The 22,344-nt window shown below is 71.8% G+C and carries 22 protein-coding genes; 7 read left to right on the top strand and 15 right to left on the bottom strand.

Annotation, left to right across the window (positions count from 1 at the left end):
• The first annotated feature begins 49 nt into the window (after positions 1-49).
• Positions 50-1,258, top strand: a complete 1,209-nt coding sequence (locus BJ984_RS09120; protein ID WP_179547749.1) for an MFS transporter — start codon at positions 50-52, stop codon at positions 1,256-1,258.
• Positions 1,259-1,260: 2 nt separating this feature from the next.
• Positions 1,261-2,085 (top strand): aldo/keto reductase, encoded by an 825-nt coding sequence (locus BJ984_RS09115; protein WP_179547748.1) that lies wholly within the window; start codon positions 1,261-1,263, stop codon positions 2,083-2,085.
• A gap of 147 nt (positions 2,086-2,232) precedes the next feature.
• Here BJ984_RS09115 and BJ984_RS09110 read toward each other — a convergent pair whose 3' ends face one another.
• The 3 genes from BJ984_RS09110 to BJ984_RS09100 form a co-directional block, all read right to left on the bottom strand.
• Positions 2,233-2,691 carry an NUDIX hydrolase gene (locus tag BJ984_RS09110; protein WP_179547747.1) on the bottom strand — a complete coding sequence of 153 codons (459 nt, stop codon included), beginning with the start codon at positions 2,689-2,691 and terminating at the stop codon, positions 2,233-2,235.
• Between the two features lie 47 nt (positions 2,692-2,738).
• A complete protein-coding gene (locus tag BJ984_RS09105) occupies positions 2,739-3,671 on the bottom strand; it encodes a DMT family transporter (RefSeq protein WP_271206485.1) in 933 nt (310 codons plus the stop codon).
• Positions 3,672-4,108: 437 nt separating this feature from the next.
• Complete coding sequence (locus tag BJ984_RS09100; protein ID WP_173183685.1) at positions 4,109-5,089, bottom strand: aldo/keto reductase; 981 nt, start codon at positions 5,087-5,089, stop codon at positions 4,109-4,111.
• A 117-nt stretch (positions 5,090-5,206) separates the two neighbouring features.
• Between BJ984_RS09100 and BJ984_RS09095 the strand changes: the two genes are divergently transcribed.
• Entirely contained in the window at positions 5,207-6,232 is a 1,026-nt protein-coding gene (locus BJ984_RS09095; RefSeq protein ID WP_179547745.1) for a DUF4349 domain-containing protein, read from the top strand.
• Between the two features lie 6 nt (positions 6,233-6,238).
• On the opposite strand, the gene BJ984_RS09090 is transcribed toward BJ984_RS09095, so the two are convergent.
• From BJ984_RS09090 to BJ984_RS09080, 3 genes are all read right to left on the bottom strand, one after another.
• Entirely contained in the window at positions 6,239-7,549 is a 1,311-nt protein-coding gene (locus BJ984_RS09090) for a glycoside hydrolase family 3 N-terminal domain-containing protein (protein ID WP_271206484.1), read from the bottom strand.
• 11 nt (positions 7,550-7,560) lie between these two features.
• Positions 7,561-8,751, bottom strand: coding sequence for an acyl-CoA dehydrogenase family protein (locus BJ984_RS09085; RefSeq protein ID WP_179547744.1), 1,191 nt, complete (start codon positions 8,749-8,751; stop codon positions 7,561-7,563).
• A 73-nt stretch (positions 8,752-8,824) separates the two neighbouring features.
• Entirely contained in the window at positions 8,825-9,241 is a 417-nt protein-coding gene (locus BJ984_RS09080) for an META domain-containing protein (RefSeq protein ID WP_179547743.1), read from the bottom strand.
• A gap of 233 nt (positions 9,242-9,474) precedes the next feature.
• Between BJ984_RS09080 and BJ984_RS09075 the strand changes: the two genes are divergently transcribed.
• A complete protein-coding gene (locus tag BJ984_RS09075) occupies positions 9,475-11,439 on the top strand; it encodes a S1 family peptidase (RefSeq protein WP_179547742.1) in 1,965 nt (654 codons plus the stop codon).
• Positions 11,440-11,579: 140 nt separating this feature from the next.
• Here BJ984_RS09075 and BJ984_RS09070 read toward each other — a convergent pair whose 3' ends face one another.
• The 4 genes from BJ984_RS09070 to BJ984_RS09055 are packed head-to-tail and all read right to left on the bottom strand — an operon-like array spanning position 11,580 to position 15,892.
• Entirely contained in the window at positions 11,580-12,626 is a 1,047-nt protein-coding gene (locus BJ984_RS09070; RefSeq protein ID WP_246306451.1) for an LLM class flavin-dependent oxidoreductase, read from the bottom strand.
• The gene (locus BJ984_RS09065; RefSeq protein WP_179547741.1) at positions 12,626-13,597 is read right to left on the bottom strand and encodes an ATP-grasp domain-containing protein; all 972 of its coding nucleotides are present in this window, start codon (positions 13,595-13,597) and stop codon (positions 12,626-12,628) included. Before BJ984_RS09065 ends, BJ984_RS09070 begins: the two co-directional genes overlap by 1 nt.
• A gap of 15 nt (positions 13,598-13,612) precedes the next feature.
• Positions 13,613-14,140 carry a gamma carbonic anhydrase family protein gene (locus tag BJ984_RS09060; RefSeq protein ID WP_179547740.1) on the bottom strand — a complete coding sequence of 176 codons (528 nt, stop codon included), beginning with the start codon at positions 14,138-14,140 and terminating at the stop codon, positions 13,613-13,615.
• A gap of 60 nt (positions 14,141-14,200) precedes the next feature.
• Positions 14,201-15,892, bottom strand: a complete 1,692-nt coding sequence (locus BJ984_RS09055) for a cation:proton antiporter (RefSeq protein ID WP_218870021.1) — start codon at positions 15,890-15,892, stop codon at positions 14,201-14,203.
• A gap of 141 nt (positions 15,893-16,033) precedes the next feature.
• Between BJ984_RS09055 and BJ984_RS09050 the strand changes: the two genes are divergently transcribed.
• Both BJ984_RS09050 and BJ984_RS09045 read left to right on the top strand, forming a co-directional pair.
• On the top strand, positions 16,034-16,450 hold the full coding sequence (locus BJ984_RS09050; RefSeq protein ID WP_179547739.1) for a DUF3592 domain-containing protein: 417 nt from the start codon (positions 16,034-16,036) through the stop codon (positions 16,448-16,450).
• Positions 16,451-16,461: 11 nt separating this feature from the next.
• Entirely contained in the window at positions 16,462-17,739 is a 1,278-nt protein-coding gene (locus tag BJ984_RS09045) for a low temperature requirement protein A (RefSeq protein ID WP_271206483.1), read from the top strand.
• On the opposite strand, the gene BJ984_RS09040 is transcribed toward BJ984_RS09045, so the two are convergent.
• Together BJ984_RS09040 and BJ984_RS09035 are read right to left on the bottom strand one after the other, a co-directional pair.
• Complete coding sequence (locus BJ984_RS09040) at positions 17,682-17,930, bottom strand: helix-turn-helix domain-containing protein (RefSeq protein ID WP_179547738.1); 249 nt, start codon at positions 17,928-17,930, stop codon at positions 17,682-17,684. The genes BJ984_RS09045 and BJ984_RS09040 overlap by 58 nt on opposite strands.
• Positions 17,930-18,406: a DUF2975 domain-containing protein gene (locus BJ984_RS09035; RefSeq protein WP_179547737.1), complete on the bottom strand. Its 477-nt coding sequence runs from the start codon at positions 18,404-18,406 to the stop codon at positions 17,930-17,932. The genes BJ984_RS09040 and BJ984_RS09035 overlap by 1 nt, the downstream gene beginning before the upstream one ends.
• 85 nt (positions 18,407-18,491) lie before the next feature.
• Here BJ984_RS09035 and BJ984_RS09030 point away from each other — a divergent pair, with 85 nt between their 5' ends.
• Positions 18,492-19,391 carry a ferritin-like domain-containing protein gene (locus BJ984_RS09030; protein WP_179547736.1) on the top strand — a complete coding sequence of 300 codons (900 nt, stop codon included), beginning with the start codon at positions 18,492-18,494 and terminating at the stop codon, positions 19,389-19,391.
• Here BJ984_RS09030 and BJ984_RS09025 read toward each other — a convergent pair.
• From BJ984_RS09025 to BJ984_RS09015, 3 genes are all read right to left on the bottom strand, one after another.
• Positions 19,388-21,106: an AMP-binding protein gene (locus BJ984_RS09025; RefSeq protein ID WP_179547735.1), complete on the bottom strand. Its 1,719-nt coding sequence runs from the start codon at positions 21,104-21,106 to the stop codon at positions 19,388-19,390. The genes BJ984_RS09030 and BJ984_RS09025 overlap by 4 nt on opposite strands.
• An 85-nt stretch (positions 21,107-21,191) precedes the next feature.
• Positions 21,192-21,482, bottom strand: a complete 291-nt coding sequence (locus BJ984_RS09020) for a hypothetical protein (RefSeq protein WP_179547734.1) — start codon at positions 21,480-21,482, stop codon at positions 21,192-21,194.
• Between the two features lie 83 nt (positions 21,483-21,565).
• Positions 21,566-22,336, bottom strand: a complete 771-nt coding sequence (locus BJ984_RS09015; protein ID WP_179547733.1) for a hypothetical protein — start codon at positions 22,334-22,336, stop codon at positions 21,566-21,568.
• Between the last annotated feature and the right edge of the window lie 8 nt (positions 22,337-22,344).

Below are 22,344 nucleotides of genomic sequence, written 5' to 3'. Positions count from 1 at the left end.
TCCCGCCCGCGCCGCAGGAGCGGCGGCGCGGAAGTAAACTAACCCAGTTATGAGCAGCTACCGGGACCTCCTGAAGACGCGCGGAGTCGCGCGCATCATCGCGGCCCAGCTGACCGCTCGTTTCCCGAACGGGATGCTGTCGCTGGCGTTCCTGCTGCACATCGAGCACACCTACGACTCCTACGGGGTGGCGGGTCTCGTGCTCGCCGCGCTGAGCATCGGCCAGGCGATCGCGGGGCCGCTGACGAGTCGCCTGATGGGGCGCTGGGGGATGCGCCCGGTCATCCTCACGGCCATGATCATCTGCGCCCTCGCCATCTCGACCATCGCGCTCTTCCCGCTCGGCATCGCCGCCGACATGGTCATCGCGCTGATCGCGGGGCTCAGCACCCCGCCCATCCAGCCCGCCGTCCGCACCATCTACCCGAAGATGGTGAACTCCTCGCAGCTCACCCCGCTGTTCTCGCTCGACGCGTCGGCGCAGGAGATCATCTGGGTGCTCGGTCCGGTCATCGTCACGTTCGTGTCGATCCAGATCGGCACCGTCTGGGGCATCATGCTCGCGGTGGCGTTCCTGATCGGCGGCGGCATCTGGTTCCTCACCAGCCCCGAGCTGGGCCGGGTGCGCATCCCGCGCTCGAAGCGCAAGCTCGGTGTGGTGCTGAAGAAGCCCCCGGTGATGCTCGCGACCGTCGTCGGCTTCCTGCTCGTCGCCGCCTGCGCGGCCATCGAGGCGGGGGTCGTCTCGACCTTCGGCGAGGGCGGCGCCGAGGCCGGCATCGTGCTGGCGATCTTCGCGGTCGGCTCGCTCGTCGGCGGGCTCTCGCTCGGCCACAAGCCGATCGGCCCGTGGGCGCTCGCCCGGCGGATGGCGATCGTCTTCGTCGGCACGGCCATCGCCGCCGCCTGGCTCAACATCTGGTGGCTGGCGGTCTTCCTGTTCGTCGCGGGCATCGGCATCGCGCCGGCCCTCGCGGTGATGTTCGCCATCGTCTCGGCGAGCGTGCGCTTCAGCGACACCGCCGAGGCCTACGGCTGGGTCGGCACCGGCCAGCTGATCGGCGCGGCCGTCGGCTCGGCGCTGGCCGGCTTCCTGATCGACGGCATCGGCGCGGTCGGCGCCTTCCTCGTGGCGGCGGTCCTGGCCCTGCTCGGGTTCCTGGTGCCGCTGCTCGGCAAGCGGTTCCATCCCGACCTGCGAGGCCGCGACGCGAGCCCGCTGCCCGACACCGAGCCCGTCGCGACGATCACGGGCTGATCGTGACCGCCTCTCCCACGCTCCTTCTGAACGACGGCGCCGCCATGCCGCAGCTCGGCCTCGGCGTCTACAAGACGACCGACGACGAGGCCGCCTCCGCCGTCTCGTTCGCCCTCCGCCACGGTTACCGCCTGATCGACACCGCCTCGATGTACCACAACGAGCAGGGCGTCGGCGAGGGGGTGCGAGCATCCGGAATCGACCGCTCGGAGGTCTTCGTCACCACGAAGGTGTGGTTCACCGACAACGGCTACGACGAGACCCTGCGCGCCTTCGACGAGTCGATGCGGATGCTCGGCCTCGACCACCTCGACCTCTACCTGATCCACTGGCCGGCCCCGCTCCGCGACCGGTACGTCGAGGCCTGGCGGGCGCTGATCGCCCTGCGCGACTCGGGGCGCGTGCGCTCGATCGGCGTCGCGAACTTCCACCCCTCGCACCTCACCCGGATCGTCGAGGAGACCGGTATCGTCCCCGCCGTCAACCAGGTGGAGCTGCACCCGCGGCTGCCGCAGACGGCGCTCCGGGCCTTCGACGCTGCGCACGGGGTGGTCACGCAGTCGTGGTCGCCGCTCGCGCGCGGCGGTCTGATCGCCGATCCCGTGCTGGCCCGCCTCGCGGCGAAGCACGGGCGGAGCCCTGCGCAGATCGTGCTGCGCTGGCACGTGCAGCTCGGTCTCTCGGTCATCCCGAAGTCGGTGACGCCGGCGCGTATCGTCGAGAACCTCGACGTGTTCGACTTCACCCTCGACGAGTCCGACCTCGCGGCCATCGCCTCCCTCGAGACGGGCGAGCGCACCGGCGTCGACCCGAACGACCGCAACTGACCCGCTGTCTGCCCTCCACCCGCCGCCCTCCACCCGCCGCCCTCCACCCGCCGCCCTCCGCCCGACGCCGAGGGCGGTCTATCGGCCGGCATGGTCGCACCTCGGCGGTTGTGCCCGGCAGCGCGAACTGCGGCGTATCGCCTGACGTCACAGGACGAGCGGGAACCAGTGCCGATCGCGAAGTGGGGAGTCGTTGCCGATGCTCACCCAACTGCCTTCGACGGTGGGGTGGCTCTCCGAGGTCCACACCCCGAAGTGCGCGAGCGGCGTCGGCCAGGCGTAGTCGTCGGACGGCGAGTCGACCACGTTGCGCACAGCCCCCACGAAGACGAGACCGCTCCCGTCGCCGGTGATCTGCTCCGCGAGGGCGGTGATCCCGAGCTGGCCGCTCGGATCGTCGCGCTCGATCACGCGCATCGGGAGGTCGAGCCGCCCGGTGTCCGGCCGGGTCACGCAGAAGACCTGGTCGGTTCGGCGGATCAGCAGCCTGGCGACGCACATCGGCGTGGGTGGCGTGGACCGCCGGATGACCTCGGCCCGCCCGAAGCGCGGAAGCCACGCGGCGTCGGGGGTGACGTGAACGACCGTCTCGACGTCAGCACTCACCCCGAGAGCGTAGCTGAATGGGAGACCCGCAGCCGCTCAACGGAGTTCTAGGGGTCGGTGGGCGTCGGTATCGTCCGGGACACCGGCGAGGCCGTACCCACGACGACGGGGGCCCGGCGGAAGGCCGCGCTGTTGGCGAGGGCGACTCCGCCGAGCACGATGAGGCCGCCGATCGCCTGCGCGAGCGTGAGCGGCTGCCCGGCGATCACCACGAAGATCGCGGTGAAGACCGCGATGAGGTTGAGGAACACGCCCGCGCGCGCCGGCGGGATGACCGTCAGCGCCCGCCCCCACAGGAGGTACGACAGCACGGAGGGGAAGACGGCGATGAACCCCAGGGCCCACCAGCCGCCATCGGTCTGCGGGAACGTCGGGCCGCCGAGGATCAGCGACACCGGCGCGAGCAGCACCACCGCGATCGCGACCTGGCCGGCCGTGGCGCTGATCGCGGGCATCCGCGGAGCCTGACGCAGCAGGAGCGTATAGGCCGTCCAGGCGAGGATGGCGCCGATCATCAGCACGTCGCCCACCCCGAAACCGCCGGTGAACAGCGACAGCACCGACCCGCGCGAGAGCACGATCAGCACTCCGATCAGCGCCACCAGGATGCCGATGGCCGCCGTGCGCGACAGCTTCTGCCGCAGGATCACCACCGCCGCGATGCTGATCAGCGCCGGGTTGAAGGCGTTGATCAGCGAGGCGCTCAGTGCGTCGATGTGCAGCAGCGCCGAGTACAGCAGCAGCGAGTACGCCAGGATGCCCGCCACGCTCTGCGCCAGCAGCCACCGCCAGTTGCGCAGCAGCACCCGCCAGTCCGGCCGCTCGACGAGCTGCGCGATCACGACGAGCGGTACCAGGGCCAGGCACCACCGCAGCAGCACGAGACTCATCGGGTCGAGCTCCCGCACGGCGACCACGCCCACGACGTTGTTGCCCGCCCAGAAAGCGGTCGCGAGCACCAGCGACACCACGGCGATCACCGTCGCTCGACGCGCTGCCGACGCCGATCCTGGCGTCGGTCCTGGCGTCGATGGCGCCGTCGGTCCTGGCGTCGATGGCGCCGTCGGTCCTGGCGTCGATCGCGCCTTCGGTTCTGGATTCGAACCCGACGACGCTCCCATGCCGCCCGCTGGCCCGCCCGCGCTGCCCGCTGGCCCGCCCGCGCCGCCCGCTGGCGCGCCCGCACTGCCCGCTGCCCCGCCCGCACCGCTCATCGCTCCCCCAAGCCGTTCCGCCACCCGCTGTGCGAGGACACCCGTGACCGGAAGGCCCGGCGGTGGACGCGCCGACCCGACCGGGTCGCACGCTGCGCGCCGACTACCGGCCGCGACCCCATGCTAGGCCGAGCAGCACCGGCCGCGGGTGCGCCTAGCACCCCCACAACCAGGGGCACACCTCGCCCCGACGGCGCGGCCCCCTACCAGCGGTCGTGGATGGCCGCCCGGAAGGAGCGGTCGTAGATCTCGTGCACGGTGGCGTCGAGGGTGGGCGGCAGCTCGAGCGAGCCGGCGGCCGCGTTCGACTCGGCCTGGGCACGGTTGCGGGCGCCGGGGATGACCGTCGAGACCCCGTCCTGCGCCGCCACCCAGGCGAGCGCCGCCGCCGCCGGTGCGACACCGGAGGGCAGGGCCGCCGCGAAGGCCTGCGCCGCCTCGACGCCGGTGGCGAAGTCGACGCCCGAGAAGGTCTCGCCGACGTCGAAGGCGCTGCCGTCACGGTTGTAGTTTCGGTGGTCGTTCTCGGCGAAGGTGGTGTCGACCGTGTACTTGCCGCTCAGCAGCCCCGAGGCCAGCGGAACCCGGGCGATGATGCCGACGCCGGCCTCGCGGGCCGCCGGCAGCACCTCGTCGAGCGGCTTCAGCCGGAACGCGTTCAGGATGATCTGCACCGTCGCCGTGCCCGGCCGCGCGATCGCGGCGAGCGCCTCGGCGGTGGTCTCGACGCTCACGCCGTAGTTCGCGATCGCGCCCTCCTCGACGAGGGTGTCGAGCGCGTCGTAGACGGCGTCGCTCGAGAAGACGGGCGTGGGCGGGCAGTGCAGCTGCACCAGGTCGAGGGTGTCGACTCCGAGGTTCGCCCGGCTGCGATCGGTCCAGGCGCGGAAGTTCGCCAGCGTGAACTCGGCCGGGTCTTGGGCGCCTCGGCGGCCCATCTTCGTGGCGACGGTGAGCCGTGCATCCGGATTCTCGCGGCGGAAGCGGCCGATGATGGTCTCGCTGCGCCCGTCGCCGTAGACGTCGGCCGTGTCGAAGAAGGTGACGCCGGCATCGACCGAGGCGGCGAGCACGTCGAGGGCGGCGTTCTCGTCGACGTCGCCCCAGTCGGCGCCGAGCTGCCAGGTGCCGAGGCCGATGATGGAGACGGAGCGGCCGGTGCGGCCGAGGGTTCGTTCGAGCATGCTCCGACCCTAACGCGAGCGCCCGACATCGGCCCGTGAACGGGGCGCGATAACGACCGGGTAACCATCACGGTGGTCCCAGGCGGCCTTCAGACAACCGGCCCTAGCGTGAGCGTCATGAGACGAATGATCCTCGCTTCCGCCGCTGTCGCCAGTGCCCTCGTGCTCGCCGGATGCTCGGCGGGCGGCTCCTCGTCGAGCCAGTCCGATGGCGTGCCCTACGTCGACGGGCAGCGCGTCGACCCCGCCCAGCCGGCGCCGGAGGGTGGTGTCTCGGAGGGCGGTGTCGCGGCCGACGGCTCGACGGAGTCGCTGGCCGAGTCCGACCAGAGCGTCATCACCACCGGCTGGATCACCATCACCGTCGACGACCCCGCCGCCGCGACCGACGACGCCGTGTCCCTGGTCGCCTCGCTCGACGGCCGCATCGACTCGCGCTCGCAGCAGGCCGGCAGCGACGACCAGCAGGCGAGCTCGCAGCTGACCATCCGGGTTCCGGCCGATTCGGTCGACGAGGCCGTCGACGGGCTGCGTGAGCTGGGCGACGTCGAGTCGGTGTCGATCAGCACCAGCGACGTCACGCTGCAGGTGCGCGACCTCGACGCCCAGATCTCGGCGCTCGAGGCCTCGGTCGACCGGCTGCTCGACCTCGCCGGCTCGGCGGCCACCACGGCCGACCTGATCGAGCTCGAGACGGCGATCTCCGACCGGCAGGGGCAGCTCGACAGCCTGAAGTCGCAGAAGCAGTACCTCTCCGACCAGATCGACTACTCGACGCTGACGCTCGACCTGCAGCAGAAGGGCGCGCTGCCCTCGGCCGTGCCGGGCGACTTCTGGAGCGGCCTCGCCGCCGGCTGGGCGTCGCTCGCCGCCGCGGCCTCGAGCTTCCTGGTGCTCGTCGGGGTGCTCATCCCGTGGCTTCTTCCGCTCGCGGTGATCGCAGCGATCGTGCTGCTCGTCGTCGCCCTGGTGCGCCGAGGCTCCCGCCGTCCGACCCCGCCCGCGAGCGCCCCCGCAGCCGCGACCGAAGCGCCTGCTCCTGCTCCTGCTCCTGCTCCTGCTCCTGCTCCTGCTCCTGCTCCTGCGACCATCGCCGAAGCTCCCTCCGAGCCGAGCGACCACCCCCGCCCCGACACCCTCTAGCGTCGGTCAGGGCGCCGGGTGCTGCTGCAGCCAGAGCTCGCGTCGCAGCGTCAGCACGTGCAGCGCCGCATCGTCCACGCGCGACGCCGGGATCGTGCCCGCCCGCACCGCCGCCGCGAGCGACGCGACGAGCGGCGGCAGGTCGACCGTGCTGTTGTAGAGCAGCACGTCGTTGCCCGCCGCCACGGCCGCGATCGCGTTGGCCGTGCGATCGGCGTAGGCCGGCACACCCGACGCCTCCAGCATGAGCAGATCGTCGGTCACCGCCACGCCCTCGAACCCGAGCTCCTCGCGCAGCACCCGGTGCCACTCCGGCGAGAGCGACGCCGGCAGCGCATCCACCGAGGTGTAGGCGAGGTGCCCGAACATCACCAGCTCGGCACCCGCGTCGATCCCCGCGGCGAACGGCGGCGCGACGTCGCTCCGCCATTGCTCCATCGGCAGGGAGGTCGACGGGATCGACGTGTGCGAATCGCCCGAGACGGTCCCGTGCCCCGGGAAGTGCTTCAGCGTGCTGAACACGTGCCCGCGCTCGGCACCCACCGCGGCGGCGACCCGCTCGGCGGACGACGCCGCGTCGGTGCCGAGCGCCCGCTCGAAGATGAACGACCCCGGGTCGGCCGTCACGTCGGCCACCACCCCGAAGTTCACCGTCATCCCGGTGGACTCCAGCAGCGCGGCCCGCTGCGCGAACGCGTCGGCCGTCGCGGCGACGGGGGCCGCCTTCAGCGTGTCCGCCGCCGGATACCCGTCCTCCGCCAGCCGCGCCACGATCCCGCCCTCCTCGTCGATCGCCACGAGGGTGCCGAGGCCCTGACTCTGCTGCAGCGCATCCGTCAACGCCGACGCCTGGGCGCTCGACCCGGGCACGTTGTCGCCGAGCAGCAGCAGCCCCGCCGGCTGGTTCGCGGTGAGATAGGCCTGCAGCGGCGCAGGATCGGCCCCGCCGACGTGCACCATCACGAGCGACGCGAGCTTCTGCTCGAGGGTCATGGTCGACAGTCGCGCCTCGGCATACAGACGGATGCGCTGCCGCTCCGACACGACGGGGAACTCCCCGCGCACCCGCCCGCTCCCCTCCGGTGCCGCCGCCGTGGCGCCGCCCGCCCCCGACGTCGCACCACCGGACGGGGCTACCCCCGACGGACCGCCGCCCCCCGCCCCCGACGTCGCACCAGCGGTCGGCGCACCGGCCGGCGCACCCGCGCCGCCGCCGAACAGCGCCGACCCCGTGCATCCGGAGACCACCAGCGTCGCCGCGAGCAGCACGCCCGACAGCACCCCGATGCGCCCGGCCGCCGAACGGCGCCGGGGCACGACCGACCGCCTCATTCGGGCACGGGCCCGAGCAGTGCGTTCGCGACGGTGGAGTGGGCGGACTCGTCGTCGGAGGGATGGAAGAGCCCGGCGATGACGTCGCGGTAGAGCCGCCCAAGTTCGCTCGAGGAGGCGATGGCCGAGCCGCCCGAGACCCGCAGCGCGTGGTCGACGACGACGCGGGCGCTCTCGGTGGCCCGCACCTTGAGGCCGACGAGCGCCGGGAACCACGCCGCACCGCGGTTCTCGAGTGCGTCGACCGCCCGGGCGAGCGCCGCGATCTGCGGGGGGATGCCGTCGTGCTGGATGCCCGCCGAGGCGATGCGCCAGCGGATGTCGGGATCGTGCGCGTAGGGCCGCCCGTTCGCCTTGAGCGACGTGCGGCGGTGCGCGGCCTCGACGGCGAGCTCGAGCGCCCGCTGGCTGAGCCCGGTGTAGACGGCGGCGACGAGCACCTCGAAGTTGGCGAAGATGCCGAAGATCAGCGGATCGGCGCTCGGGCCCGCGGGCAGCCGCCGGAACACCCGGGAGGCCGGCGCGACGGCCTCGGTGAGGATCGTGGTGTTGGACTGGCTGGCGCGCATGGCCAGCGTGTCCCAGTCGGACAGCGTCTCGACCCCCGGCTGCCGCTCGAGGAAGGCGTGCACGAGCAGCGGCGCCTCGGGGTCGGTGTCGTCGCGGCCGAAGACGCCGAGCCGTGTCCAGACCGGGGAGAGCGAGGTGAAGATCTTCGTGCCTGTGAAGTGGTAGCCACCGTCGGGCTGCGGCGTCGCGACCGTGCGGGACCCGAAGAGCACGAGGTCGTTGCCCGCCTCGCTGTTGCCGAACGCGAAGACCTCGCCGGCGACCGCGTCGTCGAGCACCCAGGCCAGCGAGTCGTCGCCGCGGTCGAGCAGCACCTTGGCCGTGCCCGTCCAGACGAGGTGCATGTTCAGAGCGAGCGCGGTGGCCGGCGCCGCCGTGGCGAGCCGGGTCTGCTCCCGGGCGACGCGCTCGAGCCCGAACCCCAGCCCGCCCCGGTCGAGCGGCGCGAACATCCGCAGGTAGCCGGCCTCGCGGAGCTCGTGCAGATCGTCGTGCGGGAACGTGTTCTCGCGGTCGTGGACCGCGGCCCTCGAGCGGATGCGCGCGAGCAGCACATCGTCGACGACGGACTCGGCGGCGACGTCGCCGACAGCACCGGCGGGCAGGTTCACGGACATGCCTCCACGCTACCGCCGACCCCTGACAGCCCCATCAGCGAGAGGGAGGCGAGCGAAGCGCCGGAGGCGACAGCTACTGGCGTCGCAGCTGCACGATCTCGGTGCCGTCGACCGTGCGCGTCATCATCACGTCGCCCTCCACGACGGCCGACCCCAACTGCGAGAAGGAGGTCGTCACTCCCACGCACGCCCGCAGCGTGGACAGGTCGAGATCGAACGTGACCTCGTCGCCCGACACGGTCGTGGTGCCGCTCACCCCGTTGCAGCCGTCGGTCCCCCGCACGGCTCCGTCGGCGTCGAAGCTCAGCCGCGCCTCGTCGGGCGCCTCGGCACGCCACTCCCCCTCGAGATCGGCCGGGGACATCGCCGAGGGCGAGCTCTGCGCGTCACCGGAATCGTCGCCGGAGGCGTTCTGCGACGACGCGCAGCCCGAGAGTGCGGAGGCGGCGACGAGGAGCACCACGGCGGTGACGAAGGAGCGAGCAGTCATGGCCCCATACGACCATCTCCGGTGCGCCGGGGCAAGAAGCCGGGTTCTTTCTGCGACCTTTCTCTGTATCTGCCGACAGATGTTGACTATGGTGGAGGGCAGGGGGCCGTTCCATGACGCATGTATGGGCTAGTTCTATGCCCCCTGTCTGTACACGGAACCAGGGGAAGTCATAGATGACGATGAAGAGAAGACTCGCGTATCTCGCGGTCGGAACAGTTGCCGTCGCCGGCATGAGCGGCGCATTCGGGCAGGTCGCCTTCGCGACCGAGGGTGGGGAAGCCCCCGTGTCGGGCGCGGCGTTCGACGCCTTCGCTCAGACGCTGCTCGCCGATGACGGAATCCAGGCCGTCGCCAAGGGCGCCAACGGCCCCGTGGTGTACACGACCGAGTCGATCGACCAGATCGCACCGGACGCCCGGTTCCTCGTCGAGTCGAACAGCAACGTCACCGTGCGCGTGCTGACCGCTCCGCTGCAGGCCTACGACACCGACGAGGTCGTCGGCGGCGCCGGCTACTTCGCGGGCGAGAGCGCCTCCTCCACGTCCGGCGGGCTCTGCTCGGTGGGCTTCAGCGGCTGGTCGCCCGAGGGTGACCCCGCCGTCATCTCGGCCGGACACTGCACGGGCGACAACTCGCTCGACGTGAGCCAGCTCACCCTGCCGACCGGTGACCCGGCCGGTGGCGGCGCCACCGACAACAGCGACGTCCAGATCATCACCGGTCTCGGCGAGCTCGCCTTCTCGCAGTTCGGCGGGACGGACAACAGCCCGGGCGCCGAGGGCGACGTCGAGAGCGTCGACATCTCGGTGATCGACGTCACCAACGACGACCTGAAGCTCCTCCCCGAGGTCACCGACTGGTCGACCGCATCGAGCGAGGACCTCGCCGCATCGACGACCGACGTCTCCTCCGTCGGCGAGGCCGAGCTCGGCCCCGTCACGAAGAGCGGTCGCACGACCGGCTCGACCAGCGGCACCATCGAGGCCATCGACGGCTGGGCGACCGTGACCGACGCGGAGGGCAACAACCCCCGCCAGGTCTACGGCTTCGGCAGCCTGATGACCGCGGCCCCCGGTGACTCCGGCGGATCGCTCGTCCAGGGCGAGACCGCGGTGGGCGTCCTGTCCGCCGGTGGCAAGCTCCAGAGCGGCGAGGACTTCGTCTGGGGCGCCAACCTCGAGGCCGGCCTCGCGCTGACCGGTGGTTACACCGTCGCTCTGCACCTCGACGCTCCGGCGCTGACCTCCCCCGCCGACGGCGGCCAGGTCTACACCGGTCGCGCGATCTCGGGCACGGCTCCCGCCGGCTCGACCGTGGTCGCGACCCAGGGCTCGGGAGAGCCCTTCGAGGTCGAGGTCACCGACGGCACGTGGTCGTTCCCCGCACCGGGCACCCCTGGTGACTACGACTACACGGTGCGCGCCGAGCGCGGCTTCGACAAGTCCGCGAGCAGCTCGTTCTCGGTCGAGGTCGTCCCGGCCCCGCTGGAGCCGGCTGTCATCAGCTCGCCCTTCGACGGCCAGGTCGTCGAGACCTCGGTTCCCGTCATCTCGGGCACCGGTGAGCCCGGCGCGACCCTGACCCTGTCGGGTGACGTCGAGAAGACCCTCACGGTCGCTCAGAACGGCACCTGGTCGGCCGATGTCGACCTCGACTACGGCTCGTACAGCGTCACCGCCGTGCAGACCCGCGAGAACGCCTCCTCGTCGGCTCCGGTGACCGTCTCCTTCAAGGTCGTCCCGGTCGCCCCGGCGATCACCGACCCGAAGTCGGGCCTCGGCTACGACCTCGGCTCCGGCCCGACCTCGGTCAGCGGCACCGGCATCGACGGCGCCACCGTCACCCTCCAGGTGAACGGCAACCCGGCCGGCACCGCCACGGTGAAGAACGGCACGTGGGAGATCGCGCTGTCGAAGCAGCTCGACGCCGGCACCGTCACCATCACCGCCACGCAGACGATCGACGGCGCCACCAGCGCGGTCGCCACGTCGACCATCACGGTGACCAAGGTGGACAACGGCGGCACGACCCCGACCCCCGCTCCGGCTCCGGCCGGCAACGGTGGCAACGGATCGCTCGCCAACACCGGCGCACCGATCGCCCCGCTCGCCGGTGGCGGCATCGCGCTGCTGCTGGCCGCCGGTGGCCTGCTGCTGGTCGCCCGTCGCACCAACGCGGCACGACGCGCGGAGTAACTCCCCGCTGAACGCCTGAGGGGGCGGTGACCATTCGGTCACCGCCCCCTTTGCCGTCCCCGCCCCCAGCCGTCCCACACGCAGAAACGCCCGGCACCATCAGGCACCGGGCGCTCGAACGCGACAACGGGAAGGCGCAGCTACCCCCGCGCCTCCAGCTCCCGCACCCGCGGGATCACCTGCTCCCCGAACCGCTCCATCTCCCGCAGGTGCGGCGAGAACTGCAGCAGCAGGAGGTCGACCCCGGCGTCGGAGAACTCCCGCACCCGCCGCGCCACCTGATCGGGCGTGCCGACGAGATCGGGCCGCAGCCCACGGTTCGACACCGAGTAGTCGCGCAGGTCGACCTTCGTGTCGAGCTGCGACTTCGAGACGAAGTCCTGGTACGACTCGTACGCCGCTCCCCCGCGCACGTCGGTGATGCGCTCGAGCTCGGCCTGCGCCTCCTCCTCGGTGTCGCGCACGATGGCGTAGGCCGCCATGCCGAACGACTGGAACGGCACCTCCGTCACCGCAGCCCGACGCGCGGTGAGATCGGCGACCTTCGCCCGCAGCTCCTCGGGGGTGCCGCCGTGCGTGACGTAGGCGTCGGCGAAGCGCGAGATGGCCTGCTTGCCGCCCTCGCTCTCCCCACCGGCGTACACGATCGGCGCCCGGCGCGGCTTCGGCGAGAGGTACGTTCCGGACAGCGAGTAGTACTCCCCGTCGAAGCTGAACGGCGTCTCGGCCCACAGCCCCTTCAGGATGGAGACGAACTCGAGGCTCCGCTTGTACCGGTCGTCGTGCTCCGAGAAGATGCCGCCGTACTGCCGCGCCTCCTCGGCCCACCACGCCGACACGACGTTGAGCGAGAAGCGCCCGCCCGAGATCTCGTCGATGGTCGCCGCGCGCTTGGCCGCCACGGCCGGCAGGTGGTAGCCGGGCCGCACCGCCGTCATGATCTCCTGCGTCGAGGTGACGGCCGCGATGGCCGCCGCGAGCTCCCACGCGTCGAAGCTCGGGCCCTCCTGCCCCTTGATGTCGTTGAGGTTGAGCTCGGCGATCAACGTCAGGTCGAAGCCGATGCGCTCGGCCGTCTGCGCGATCTGCTTCACGTGCTCGAAGCTGAACGGCGTCTGTTCGTCGTCGACGTTGCGCAGCCAGCCGCCGAACACCGGCGTCCAGTACCCGAACCGCATGCCGGCCATCAGGCGTTCACCCCGGCGTGCTCCGAGACCAGCAGCCCACCCAGGAACTGCGCGATCCGCCGCGGCCCCGACACCGGGCTCGACGCCTCGACGTCAGGGTTGTAGTTGGTGTTCGTGTTGATGTCGTAGGTCACGCGCCGCCCGTCGAGCGTCTCCATGAACTCCACACCGGCGATCTCGATGCCGTTGGCTGCCAGGAACGCCTCGTACCGCGAGACCAGCGGGTCGCTCTCGAACCCCTCCCGCACCGAGAACAGCGGCGCCGCCCCGGGCACCGCGCAGGCGTCGGCCGGGCACAGCTCGAAGCTGCCGGCCGAGGTGTCGACCCGCACGGCGTAGACGAAGCGCCCGCCCACGAACTCGGCGCGCGTGATGAACGGCGCCGCCGCCACGAGGTACTCCTGCAGCAGCGTGATGCCGTCGATCGGCTCCTCGAACTCGGGGCCGTCGACGTAGGCGTCGAACTCCTCGTAGCTGTCGAAGCGCCGCACGCCGAGGCCCTTGCCGCCTTGGTTGTGCTTGGAGATGAAGGGCAGCCCGAACTGCCGCGCCGCAGCCGGCAGCCCGGTGCGGCCGAACACCGCCACCGTGCGGGGCACGTCGAAGCCGGCCTGCGAGAGCAGCAGGTGCTGCGCGATCTTGCTCACCTCGAGGTCGATCACGGGCAGCCCGGACGCCGACGAGGCCCCCGGGTTGCCGTTCACGACCCGGGCTCCCCCGGCCTGCAGCCAGGCGAGCACCGCGCGGGTGTACTCCTTGGCGTGCGTGTTGCCGCGGGTGTGCGCCGAGGCGCTCATGCGCGACCAGTAGACCCCGGGCGGCGGGGGCGAGGCGAGGTCGATGCCGCCGAACGGCGACTCCTCCGTCAGCAGGATCTCCTCGAGCGGCACCCCCTCCGCCTCGAAGGCGGCGGCGAGCGGCGGCAACCACTCGGGGTTCTCGTGGATGACGTACACACGCGGAGAGGACATGCCTCCACTCTAGATTCAGCCTCCGACGGTGCCGCCCCGGTGGGCCTCCACGTGCTCGAGATAAGTCGCCGCATTACGACGGATGCCCGCCCGCTCCTTCTCGGTCAGCGACCGCCGCACCTTCCCGGGCACCCCGGCGACGAGCGATCCGGGCGGCACGACGGTGCCCTCCAGCACCACGGCCCCCGCGGCCACGAGCGATCCGGTGCCGATCACGGCCCCGTTCAGCACGGTCGCGTTCATGCCGATCAGGCTGTCGTCCTCGATGGTGCAGCCGTGCAGCACCGCGTTGTGGCCGACGCTCACGCCCGATCCGATCAGAGCCGGATGCCCGGGGTCGACGTGCACCACCACGTTGTCCTGCAGGTTCGACCCGGGCCCGAGCTCGATCCGGTCGCCGTCGGCCCGCAGCACCGCCCCGTAGAACACGCTCGACCCCTCGGCCAGCCGCACCTCCCCGATCACCGTCGCGGTCGGCGCGATCCACGCCTCCGCGTCGACGACCGGTGTCTTCCCACCCACGCTGATGATCAGTCCGCTCATGCCGAGGACACTACCAACCCGGCCGGAGCGACCAGATCGACCCGGGCGACGGAGGCGCTCTCAGAGGCGGTCGCCGAGGCGCGACTCGATCGCCGCCTCCTGGTAGTCGAGCTTCGCCAGGAACTCCCGCGCCGCCTCGTCGTCGAGCAGGTTGCGGTCACGCTCCCGGATGATCGCCAGCCGCTGCGCCCGGATGACGCGCCGCTGCAGCGCCCCCATCTCGCGCCCGAACTCCGTCGTCGCCGGATCGGCCTCGCGCTCGGCCGCCGCGGAGCGCTGCGCCACCCGCTCCTCCACGCCCTTCACCATCTCGGGCGGCACGCTCGCGGGCGGGTTCCGCACGAACTCGGCGAACACCTCGCTCGACGCGTCGCGGGCCACCGCCTGCGCGTGGGCGGCCTGCTCCTCGTCGATCGCGTCCTGCGCCGGGTCGCTCAGCTTCAGCGAGCGGATGAGCGCGGGCAGCGTCAGGCCCTGCACGAGCAGCGTGCCGACCGCCACGGTGAAGGCGATGGCCTGGATCTCGGGCCGCCCGGGGAACGGCGTGCCGTCGGCGAGCGACAGCGGCACACCGGCCGCGGCCGCGAGCGTCACCACCCCGCGCATGCCGGTCCACGACACGACCACGCTCTCCTTCCACGACAGGAAGACGGGGAACTGCCGGGGCTTCCGGCCGCGGGCCGCCCGCAGAGCGTTCTCCCGATCGATCCGCGCGCGCATCCGCTCGTCGCTCGCCATCTTGCGCCGCATCAGCCGGTCGGTGACGACGTTGCGGCCGAACGACGCGAACACCCACACCGGGCGGATCACCAGCACCACGAGGAGCACCAGCAGCGCCGCCCCGAAGACCTGCCAGAGCGAGCCGGCGCCGCCCGCCTCCTGCACGTCCTGGATCACGAAGCGCAGCTGCAGCCCCATGTAGGCGAACACGAAGGCCTCGAGCAGCACGTCGATCGACGACCAGACGTCGCGCTCCTGCAGCCTCGTGGCGTAGCCCGCCCGGCGCGAGGTGGCGCCGATGGTGAAGCCCGCGGCCACCACCGCGAGCACCCCGGAGGCCTCCAGCTGCTCGGCCAGCAGGTAGGCGGCGAACGGCACGATGAGACCGAGCACCGTCTCGAGCGGCGGGTCGTTCAGGAAGCGACGGATGACCGTGGCGACGCCCCCGAGCACGAGCCCCACCCCGATGCCGACGCCCGCGCTGTAGAGGAACAGCAGCACGGGGCTGTCGATGAACGTGTGCGTGCCGACCACGGCCGAGACGGCGATGGAGAACAGCGTCAGGGCGGCCGCGTCGTTGACGAGGCTCTCGCCCGTGAGGATCGACATCACCCGCTTCGGCAGGCCGAGCTTCGTGCCGATCGCGACGGCGGTCACCGCATCCGGAGGCGCCACGATCGCGCCCAGCACGATGGCCGTGCCCAGCGTGAGCGCCGGCACCACCCACGACGCGAAGACACCGACGACGAGTGCCGTCACCACCACGAGACCGACCCCGAGGCCGACGATCGGCCGCAGGTTCTTCAGGAACGAGATGAACGAGAAGTTCAGCGCCGCCGAATAGAGCAGCGGGGGCAGCACGATGCCGAGGATGATCTCGGAGTCGAGCTCGAGCCCGGTGAAGCCCGGGATGAACGAGGCCGCGAAGCCCACGAGGGTGATCACCAGGGCGGGCTGCAGGCCGCGCCGCTGGGCGATGCCGGTCACCGCGATCGCGCCGACGATCACCAGGAGGAGCTGCACGCCGTTCATGCGGTCACTCTATCGAGCACGGACGACGCCCCCGCCGATGCCCACCGACGACGCCCACCCATGGCGACCACCGATGACGCCGGCGTCGACGCCACCGCCGAGCCGACCGGCCCGTCGGGGCCCAGGCAATAGCATGTGAGCATGGACGATCCGGTCGACGCGCTCTCGTTGATCACCGAGCTGTTCAGCTGGATCGGCATCGGCCTCGGCGTGCTGCTGCTCGTCGTGGGCTATGTGCGCGGCGCGTTCTTCCGCAACTGGCCCGAGACCCTGGGTGTCGTCGTGCTCGACGACGGCGGCGAGCTCGTCTACCGCTGGATGGGCGAGGACGGCGTGCTCTACGAGGCCCCCTGCTCCGACGACCACGGGCACTCCCCCGAGCCGGGCGACGACGTCACGGTGCACGTCAACCCCCGCGACCCGGCGGTGGGCCGCATCGACGACCCGTCGCACGAGGGCCGCGCGTTCCGCACCACGGGGTGGATCCTGCTCGGCATCGGCGTGGCCGCGGTCGTGCTGCAGTTCGTGCTGCTCATCGTCTCCTCGACGGCGGCCTGAGCGGTGGGCGCGTGAGCGGTGGGCGCGTGAGCGAGGGCGTCACCCGCGACACGGGCACGGGCATCCGTCGCCGCAGCATCGTGCCGGTGCTCAGGATGCGCGGCCGCAGCATCCACGAGGAGGGCCGCGTCTCGACGCCCCTCGAGCTGCTCTTCGACCTCACCTTCGTCGTGGCGGTGGCGTCGATCGTCGCCCAGCTTGCCCACGCCGTGGCCGAGGACCACATCTCCACGGCGCTGCCGAACTTCCTGATGGTGTTCTTCGCGATCTGGCTGGCGTGGCTGAACTTCACCTGGTTCGCCTCGGCGTACGACACCGACGACGTGCCCTATCGGCTGCTGACGATGCTGCAGATGGGCGGGGTGCTCGTGCTGGCCGCGGGCGTGCCCGGAGCCTTCAACGACGAGGACTGGCGGCTGGTCACCCTCGGCTACTTCATCATGCGCCTGGCACTGGTGGGCCAGTGGCTGCGGGCCGCGGTGCAGGACGAGCCCGGCCGCCGCACCGCCCTCGGTTACGCCGTCGGCATCTCGATCGTGCAGGCGCTGTGGATCTTCCGGCTCCTGGTGCTGAACGACATGCCGTTCCCCGCGCAGGTGGCGGTGTTCGCGCTGCTCGCGCTCTGCGAGCTGGCCGTGCCGCTGATCGCGGAGCGCAAGCGGCGGATCACGTGGCACCCGCATCACGTCGCCGAGCGCTATTCGCTGTTCACGATCATCCTGCTCGGCGAGTCGGTGGCCGCGTCGAGCTCGGCGGTGCAGGGCGTGCTGAGCGCCGGGGCGGCGACCGGCGAGTTCGTGCTGATCGCCGCCTCGGGGCTGGCGCTGCTGTTCGGGCTGTGGTGGGTGTACTTCCTCGAGCCGGCGCACGAGGGGCTCGAGAGGCACCGCTCGCGTTCGTACTTCTGGGGCTACGGGCACTACCTCGTGTTCGCGGCGCTGGCCGCGCTCGGCGCCGGGCTCGAGGTGGCGGTCGAGTCGATCGGGCACGAGCTCGAGGTGCCCTCCACCGTGGTCGGCTACGCGATCGGCATCCCGGTGGCGGTGTTCTTCGTGATGATGTGGGTGCTCTACCGGCCGCTGACCGGGCCGACGGTCATCCCGCCCGCGGTCTCGCTCGGGGCCGCCGTCGCGGTGCTGCTGCTGCCGCTCGCGGCGCCGGTGATCTCGCTCGGAGCCGTCGTGCTGCTGATCGCGGTCGTGGTGGCCGCGGTGATCGGCGTCACGGTGCTCTACCGTCGGGAGCCGCTCTCGTCGGTGCCGCCGTCGCCGGCCGACCCCTCCGCGTAGCTCAGGATGTCGCCGGGCTGGCAGCCCAGCACCCGGCAGATGGCGTCGAGCGTCGAGAAGCGCACGGCCTTCGCCCGCCCGTTCTTCAGGATCGAGATGTTCGCCACCGTGATGCCGACGGCCGCCGCGAGGTCGCTCACCGACATCTTCTTCTTAGCCAGCTCGACGTCGAGGTTGATCACGATCGGCATCAGACGACCTCGGCGAGCTCGTCGTGCAGGCCGGTCGCGCGGTGCAGCAGCCGTCGCATGACGTCGACGAGGAGCGCCAGCGCGGCCGCTGCCGCGGCGACGGCGGCCGCGAGCACGGCGACCGTCGCCCCGGCCGGCGTGGAGGCGGCCCCGCTGACGAGCAGGTAGCCGAGCCCGACCGTGGCCAGCCCGGCACCGATCGCGAGAGCCCCGACTGCTCCACGCACCCACCGGTCGGGGCGCCGCTCGGTCTCGAAGATGCGGCCGTCGCGGGCCAGCGGGGCGAGCGCCCAGACGCACACCAGCACGACCTCGACGCAGACCAGCCCGGCGACGGCGAGCACCGCCACGACGACCGCGGCATCCTCCCCCAGCACGGCTCGCGCGACGGCGTAGCCAGCCGCCTGCGCCGCGACGGCCCCGGCGAACAGCAGCACGAGCAGCGCCCTCAGGGCGCCGAGCATCAGCGCGGCCATGATTCCTCCTGATCTATCGAAAGACGTGCGTTTCATATCGTTCTTCGATATGTTAACGCCTCAAACACTACCGCAAGGAGCGATCATGACCCAGCAGAAGCGCACGAGAGAACGACCCTTCGCCGAGTGGGCGGAGTACTTCGAGGGCAACCTCGCCCGGCACGAGCGGCTCGACCGCACCATCCAGTGGGGCTCGATCTCGCCCCTCCCGGCCAGCCACATCGCCGCGATCGCCCGCTCGCTCCAGCGCTTCGAGCTCGGCGAGAGCGGAGAGGGCCGGGGGCTCCGGTCGAAGGCCGCCCGGCTCGGCGATCCGTACCACGACACCGCCCTGGCGCTCTTCGTCGCCGAGGAGCAGAAGCACTCGGCGCTGTTCGGCCGGGCGCTCCGCCGTTTCGGCGTCGGCCCGCTCGAGGCGCACTGGTCGGACGCGGTGTTCGTGCAGCTGCGCCGCCTGATAGGCCTCCGCACCGAGGTGACGCTCTTCCTCGTCGCCGAGACGGTGGCGCTGGAGTACTTCGCCGCGCTCGAACGCTCCGCCGACCCCGTGCAGCGGGGCGTCGCGCGGCGCGTGCTCACCGATGAGGTCGAGCACATCCGCTTCCAGGTGGCCCAGCTGCAGCTCGGGTTCGCGGGTACCCCGGCAGGGCTCCGGATGCTCGCGGCGGCCGCCGCCTGGGTCGTGGCGGTGGGCGCGGCCACCGTCGTGGCGATCGACCACGGACCGGCGCTGCGGGTGGGCGGCGTGACTCCGCTCGCCTTCTGGGGCCGGGGCCTCCGGCACTTCCGGCGGGCGGCGGCGGAGGCCTTCGGCTCGGGCGCGCGGCGTGCCCGGCCCGGTTCGGGTGCCCTCGCGCATCCGGAGCCCGCCCGGGATCGCACGACCACCGAGGCCGCCACCCACCCCCGGTCGGCAGAGGCTGGCTCGCGTCACGAGCCCGAAGGCCCGGCCGCGCATCCGGAACCCGCGCGGAGGGCCGCCTAGGCCGCGGGCGTCTCGTCGAGCAGCGCCTTCAGCTCGCGCCGCAGCACCTTGCCGACGTTCGTCTTCGGCAGCTCGTCGCGGAACTCGATGCGGTGCGGGCGCTTGTAGCCGGCGAGCTCGCCCTTGAAGTAGGCGCGCAGCTCATCGGTCGTGAGCGACGGGTCGGAGGGCACCACGAACAGCACCACCGACTCGCCCGAACGGTCGTCGGGCACGCCGATGGCGCCGGCGTCCTTCACCTTGGGGTGGGACATCGCCACCTCCTCGACCTCGCTCGGGTAGACGTTGAAGCCCGAGACCACGATCATGTCCTTCTTGCGGTCGACGATCGTGATGAAGCCGTCGTCGCTCATGGTGCCGACGTCGCCGGTGCGCAGCCAGCCGTCGACGAGCACCTCGGCGCTGTTCTCGGGCTGGTTCCAGTAGCCCGACATCACCTGCGGCCCCCGCACGCACAGCTCGCCGCGCTCGCCCAGCGCGACCGGCCGGCCGTCGTCGTCGCGCAGCTCGATGTCGGTCGACGGCAGCGGCAGTCCGATGGTGCCGACCCGCGGATGCTCCCAGGTGGGGTTCACGCAGACCACCGGCGAGGCCTCGGTGAGCCCGTAGCCCTCGAGCATGTCGCTGCCGGTCGCCTCACGCCAGGCGTCGGCGGTGGCGCTGCGCACGGCCATGCCGCCGGCCACCGCGAGCTTCAGACCCGAGAAGTCGAGCGCGCGGAACGCGGGGTCGTCGAGCAGCTGCGCCGCGAGCGTCGACACCAGGATGTAGACGCTCGGCTTCGTCGACTGCAGCGTCTTCACCAGGTCGGCGGTCTCGCGCGGGTTCGTGACGAGCACGTTGTGGGCGCCGTAGGCGAAGAAGGCCAGGCCATTGACCGTCATCGAGAAGATGTGGTAGAGCGGCAGCGCGGCGAGGATCGTCTCCTCGCCCGGGGTCAGGCGCAGCTTCATCGGCGCCAGCATCTGCGCCTGATTCGCGAGCAGGTTCGCGTGGGTGAGCACGGCGGCCTTGGTACCGCCGGTCGTGCCGCCCGTGTACTGCAGCAGGGCGGTGTCACCCGGTTCGACCACGGGCCGGTCGACGGATGCTCGGCCGCTGCCGCGCGCGCTCTTCTCCCCCGCCGCGAGCGCCTGCCGGAACGGGATCGTGCCGGTGAGGCCGTGCGGCGGAACCATCTTGCGCACCCGCTTCACGACGAAGTTGGTGACGACGCGCTTCGGTGCCGGGAGCAGGTCGCCCACCTCGGTGAGGATGACGTGCTGGAGGGAGGTCTCGCCGATGATCTTCTCGAGCTTGTCGGCGAAGTTCTCGAGCGCCACGATCGCGACGGCCCCCGAGTCGACGAACACCTTCTTCATCTCGCTGGCGCTGTAGAGCGGATTCGCGCCGACCACGACGAGGCCCGCCTTGAGGGCGCCGTAGACCGCGATCGGGTACTGCAGCAGATTGGGGCTCTGCACGACGATGCGGTCGCCCTTGGAAAGCCCGAGGTCATCCAGCAGGAAAGCGGCGAAGGCGTCGCTCAGCCGCCCGACGTCGGCGAAGGTGAGCACCTTGCCGAGATTCGAGAAAGCGGGGCGGTCGGCGTAGCGGCGGCAGGTCGCGTCGACGAGCGCGCCGACGGAGTCGACCTCGCGCTCGCCGATCGTGGGGGCGAGCTCGGGCGAGTAGCTCGCCAGCCAGGGACGGCTGTCGTAGGCGTTCGTGGTCATGTGGGGTTCTGGGTTCGCGTCGCTGCGGGCGGCTGGGGGTGTCGGCGTGATGACGGTGTCGGCGTGGGCGCTCGGCGCTTCGCGCTCAGACGCGCTCGGGCCGGCCGTCGGCGTTGCCGAGGGGATCGTTGCCGGCCGGGCCAGCGGGTGGAGCGGCGGCCGGGTCGCCACTCGCGGCGGGATCGGTGTCGGTGTCGGTGTCGGCGTCGGCGATCAGCTCGGCGTCCCAGTCGACGACGGCCTGCTCGGCCTCGGCGCGCGTGGCGAAGGGCCCGAGCGACGGGGCGTCGGGGAAGTCGTCGGGGTTCAGGTCGGTGACGACGTAGTAGGTGACGGTGTCGTCTTGCTCGTGCTCGACGATGCGCAGATCGGTCATACCGTTCACCCTATCCAGTCGACAGCCGTCTGCCGCGCGCGCCGCCGGTCCCGCTCGACACGCGCCGGGCCTGCTGCCGGGCCCTAGAAGTCGAAGCCTCCGCCGAAGTCGCCGCCGCCGAAGTCGCCCCCGCCGAAGTCGCCGCCACCACCGAAGTCGCCACCGCCGCCCGACCAGTCGCCGCCCGAGGCGTCGACCGAGCCGGCGTCGCCGCCCCCGTCGGCACCCGACCCGGCGTCGCCGCCCGCATCGCCACCGTCGGCGCCCGCATCCCCACCGTCGCCGTTGTCTCCGCCGTCGGCGCCGGCCTGGTCGAAGTCGGCCGGCGGGAGGAAGGCGCTGACGAGCGCCGAGCCGATCACGAAACCAGCCACCGTGCCGAGCATCGAGGAGGCCATCATCGAGCCGAAGCCCATGCCGCCTCCCCCGCCCATGCCGCCGCCCTGGCGTCCGGCGCCCGCGAAGGCGCGCTCCATGGTGCCCGGCTGGCGGATCTCCGACCGCGTCGCCGACTGCGCCAGCGAGTGCGGGTCGTCACCCTTCGGCTGGTCGCCGGCGGGCGCGTTCTCGCTCAGCTGCGTGAACAGGATGCGCCGCTGCTCGGGCGTCAGCTTCGTGAACGCCTCCTCGTGCACCTGCTCGATCGTCTCGGGCGGAGCGGTGCGCAGGAGGTAGCGGTACCGCTCGACGGCGATCTCGTCGTCGCTCCGCTGAGCGCCCTGGGCGCCTTGCCCGGACGCGGCCGGCGCGGCGGGGGGCTGCTGGCCGTAGCCCTGCTGCCCGTACCCGCCCTGGCCGTAGCCGGGGTTCTGCTGCGGTTCTTCCCGGCCAAGCAGTCGGTCGAGGAATCCCATGCTGATCG

Source organism: Herbiconiux flava, assembly GCF_013409865.1.
GTDB lineage: Bacteria > Actinomycetota > Actinomycetes > Actinomycetales > Microbacteriaceae > Herbiconiux > Herbiconiux flava.
This window is presented reverse-complemented; position numbering and strand designations above follow the sequence as displayed.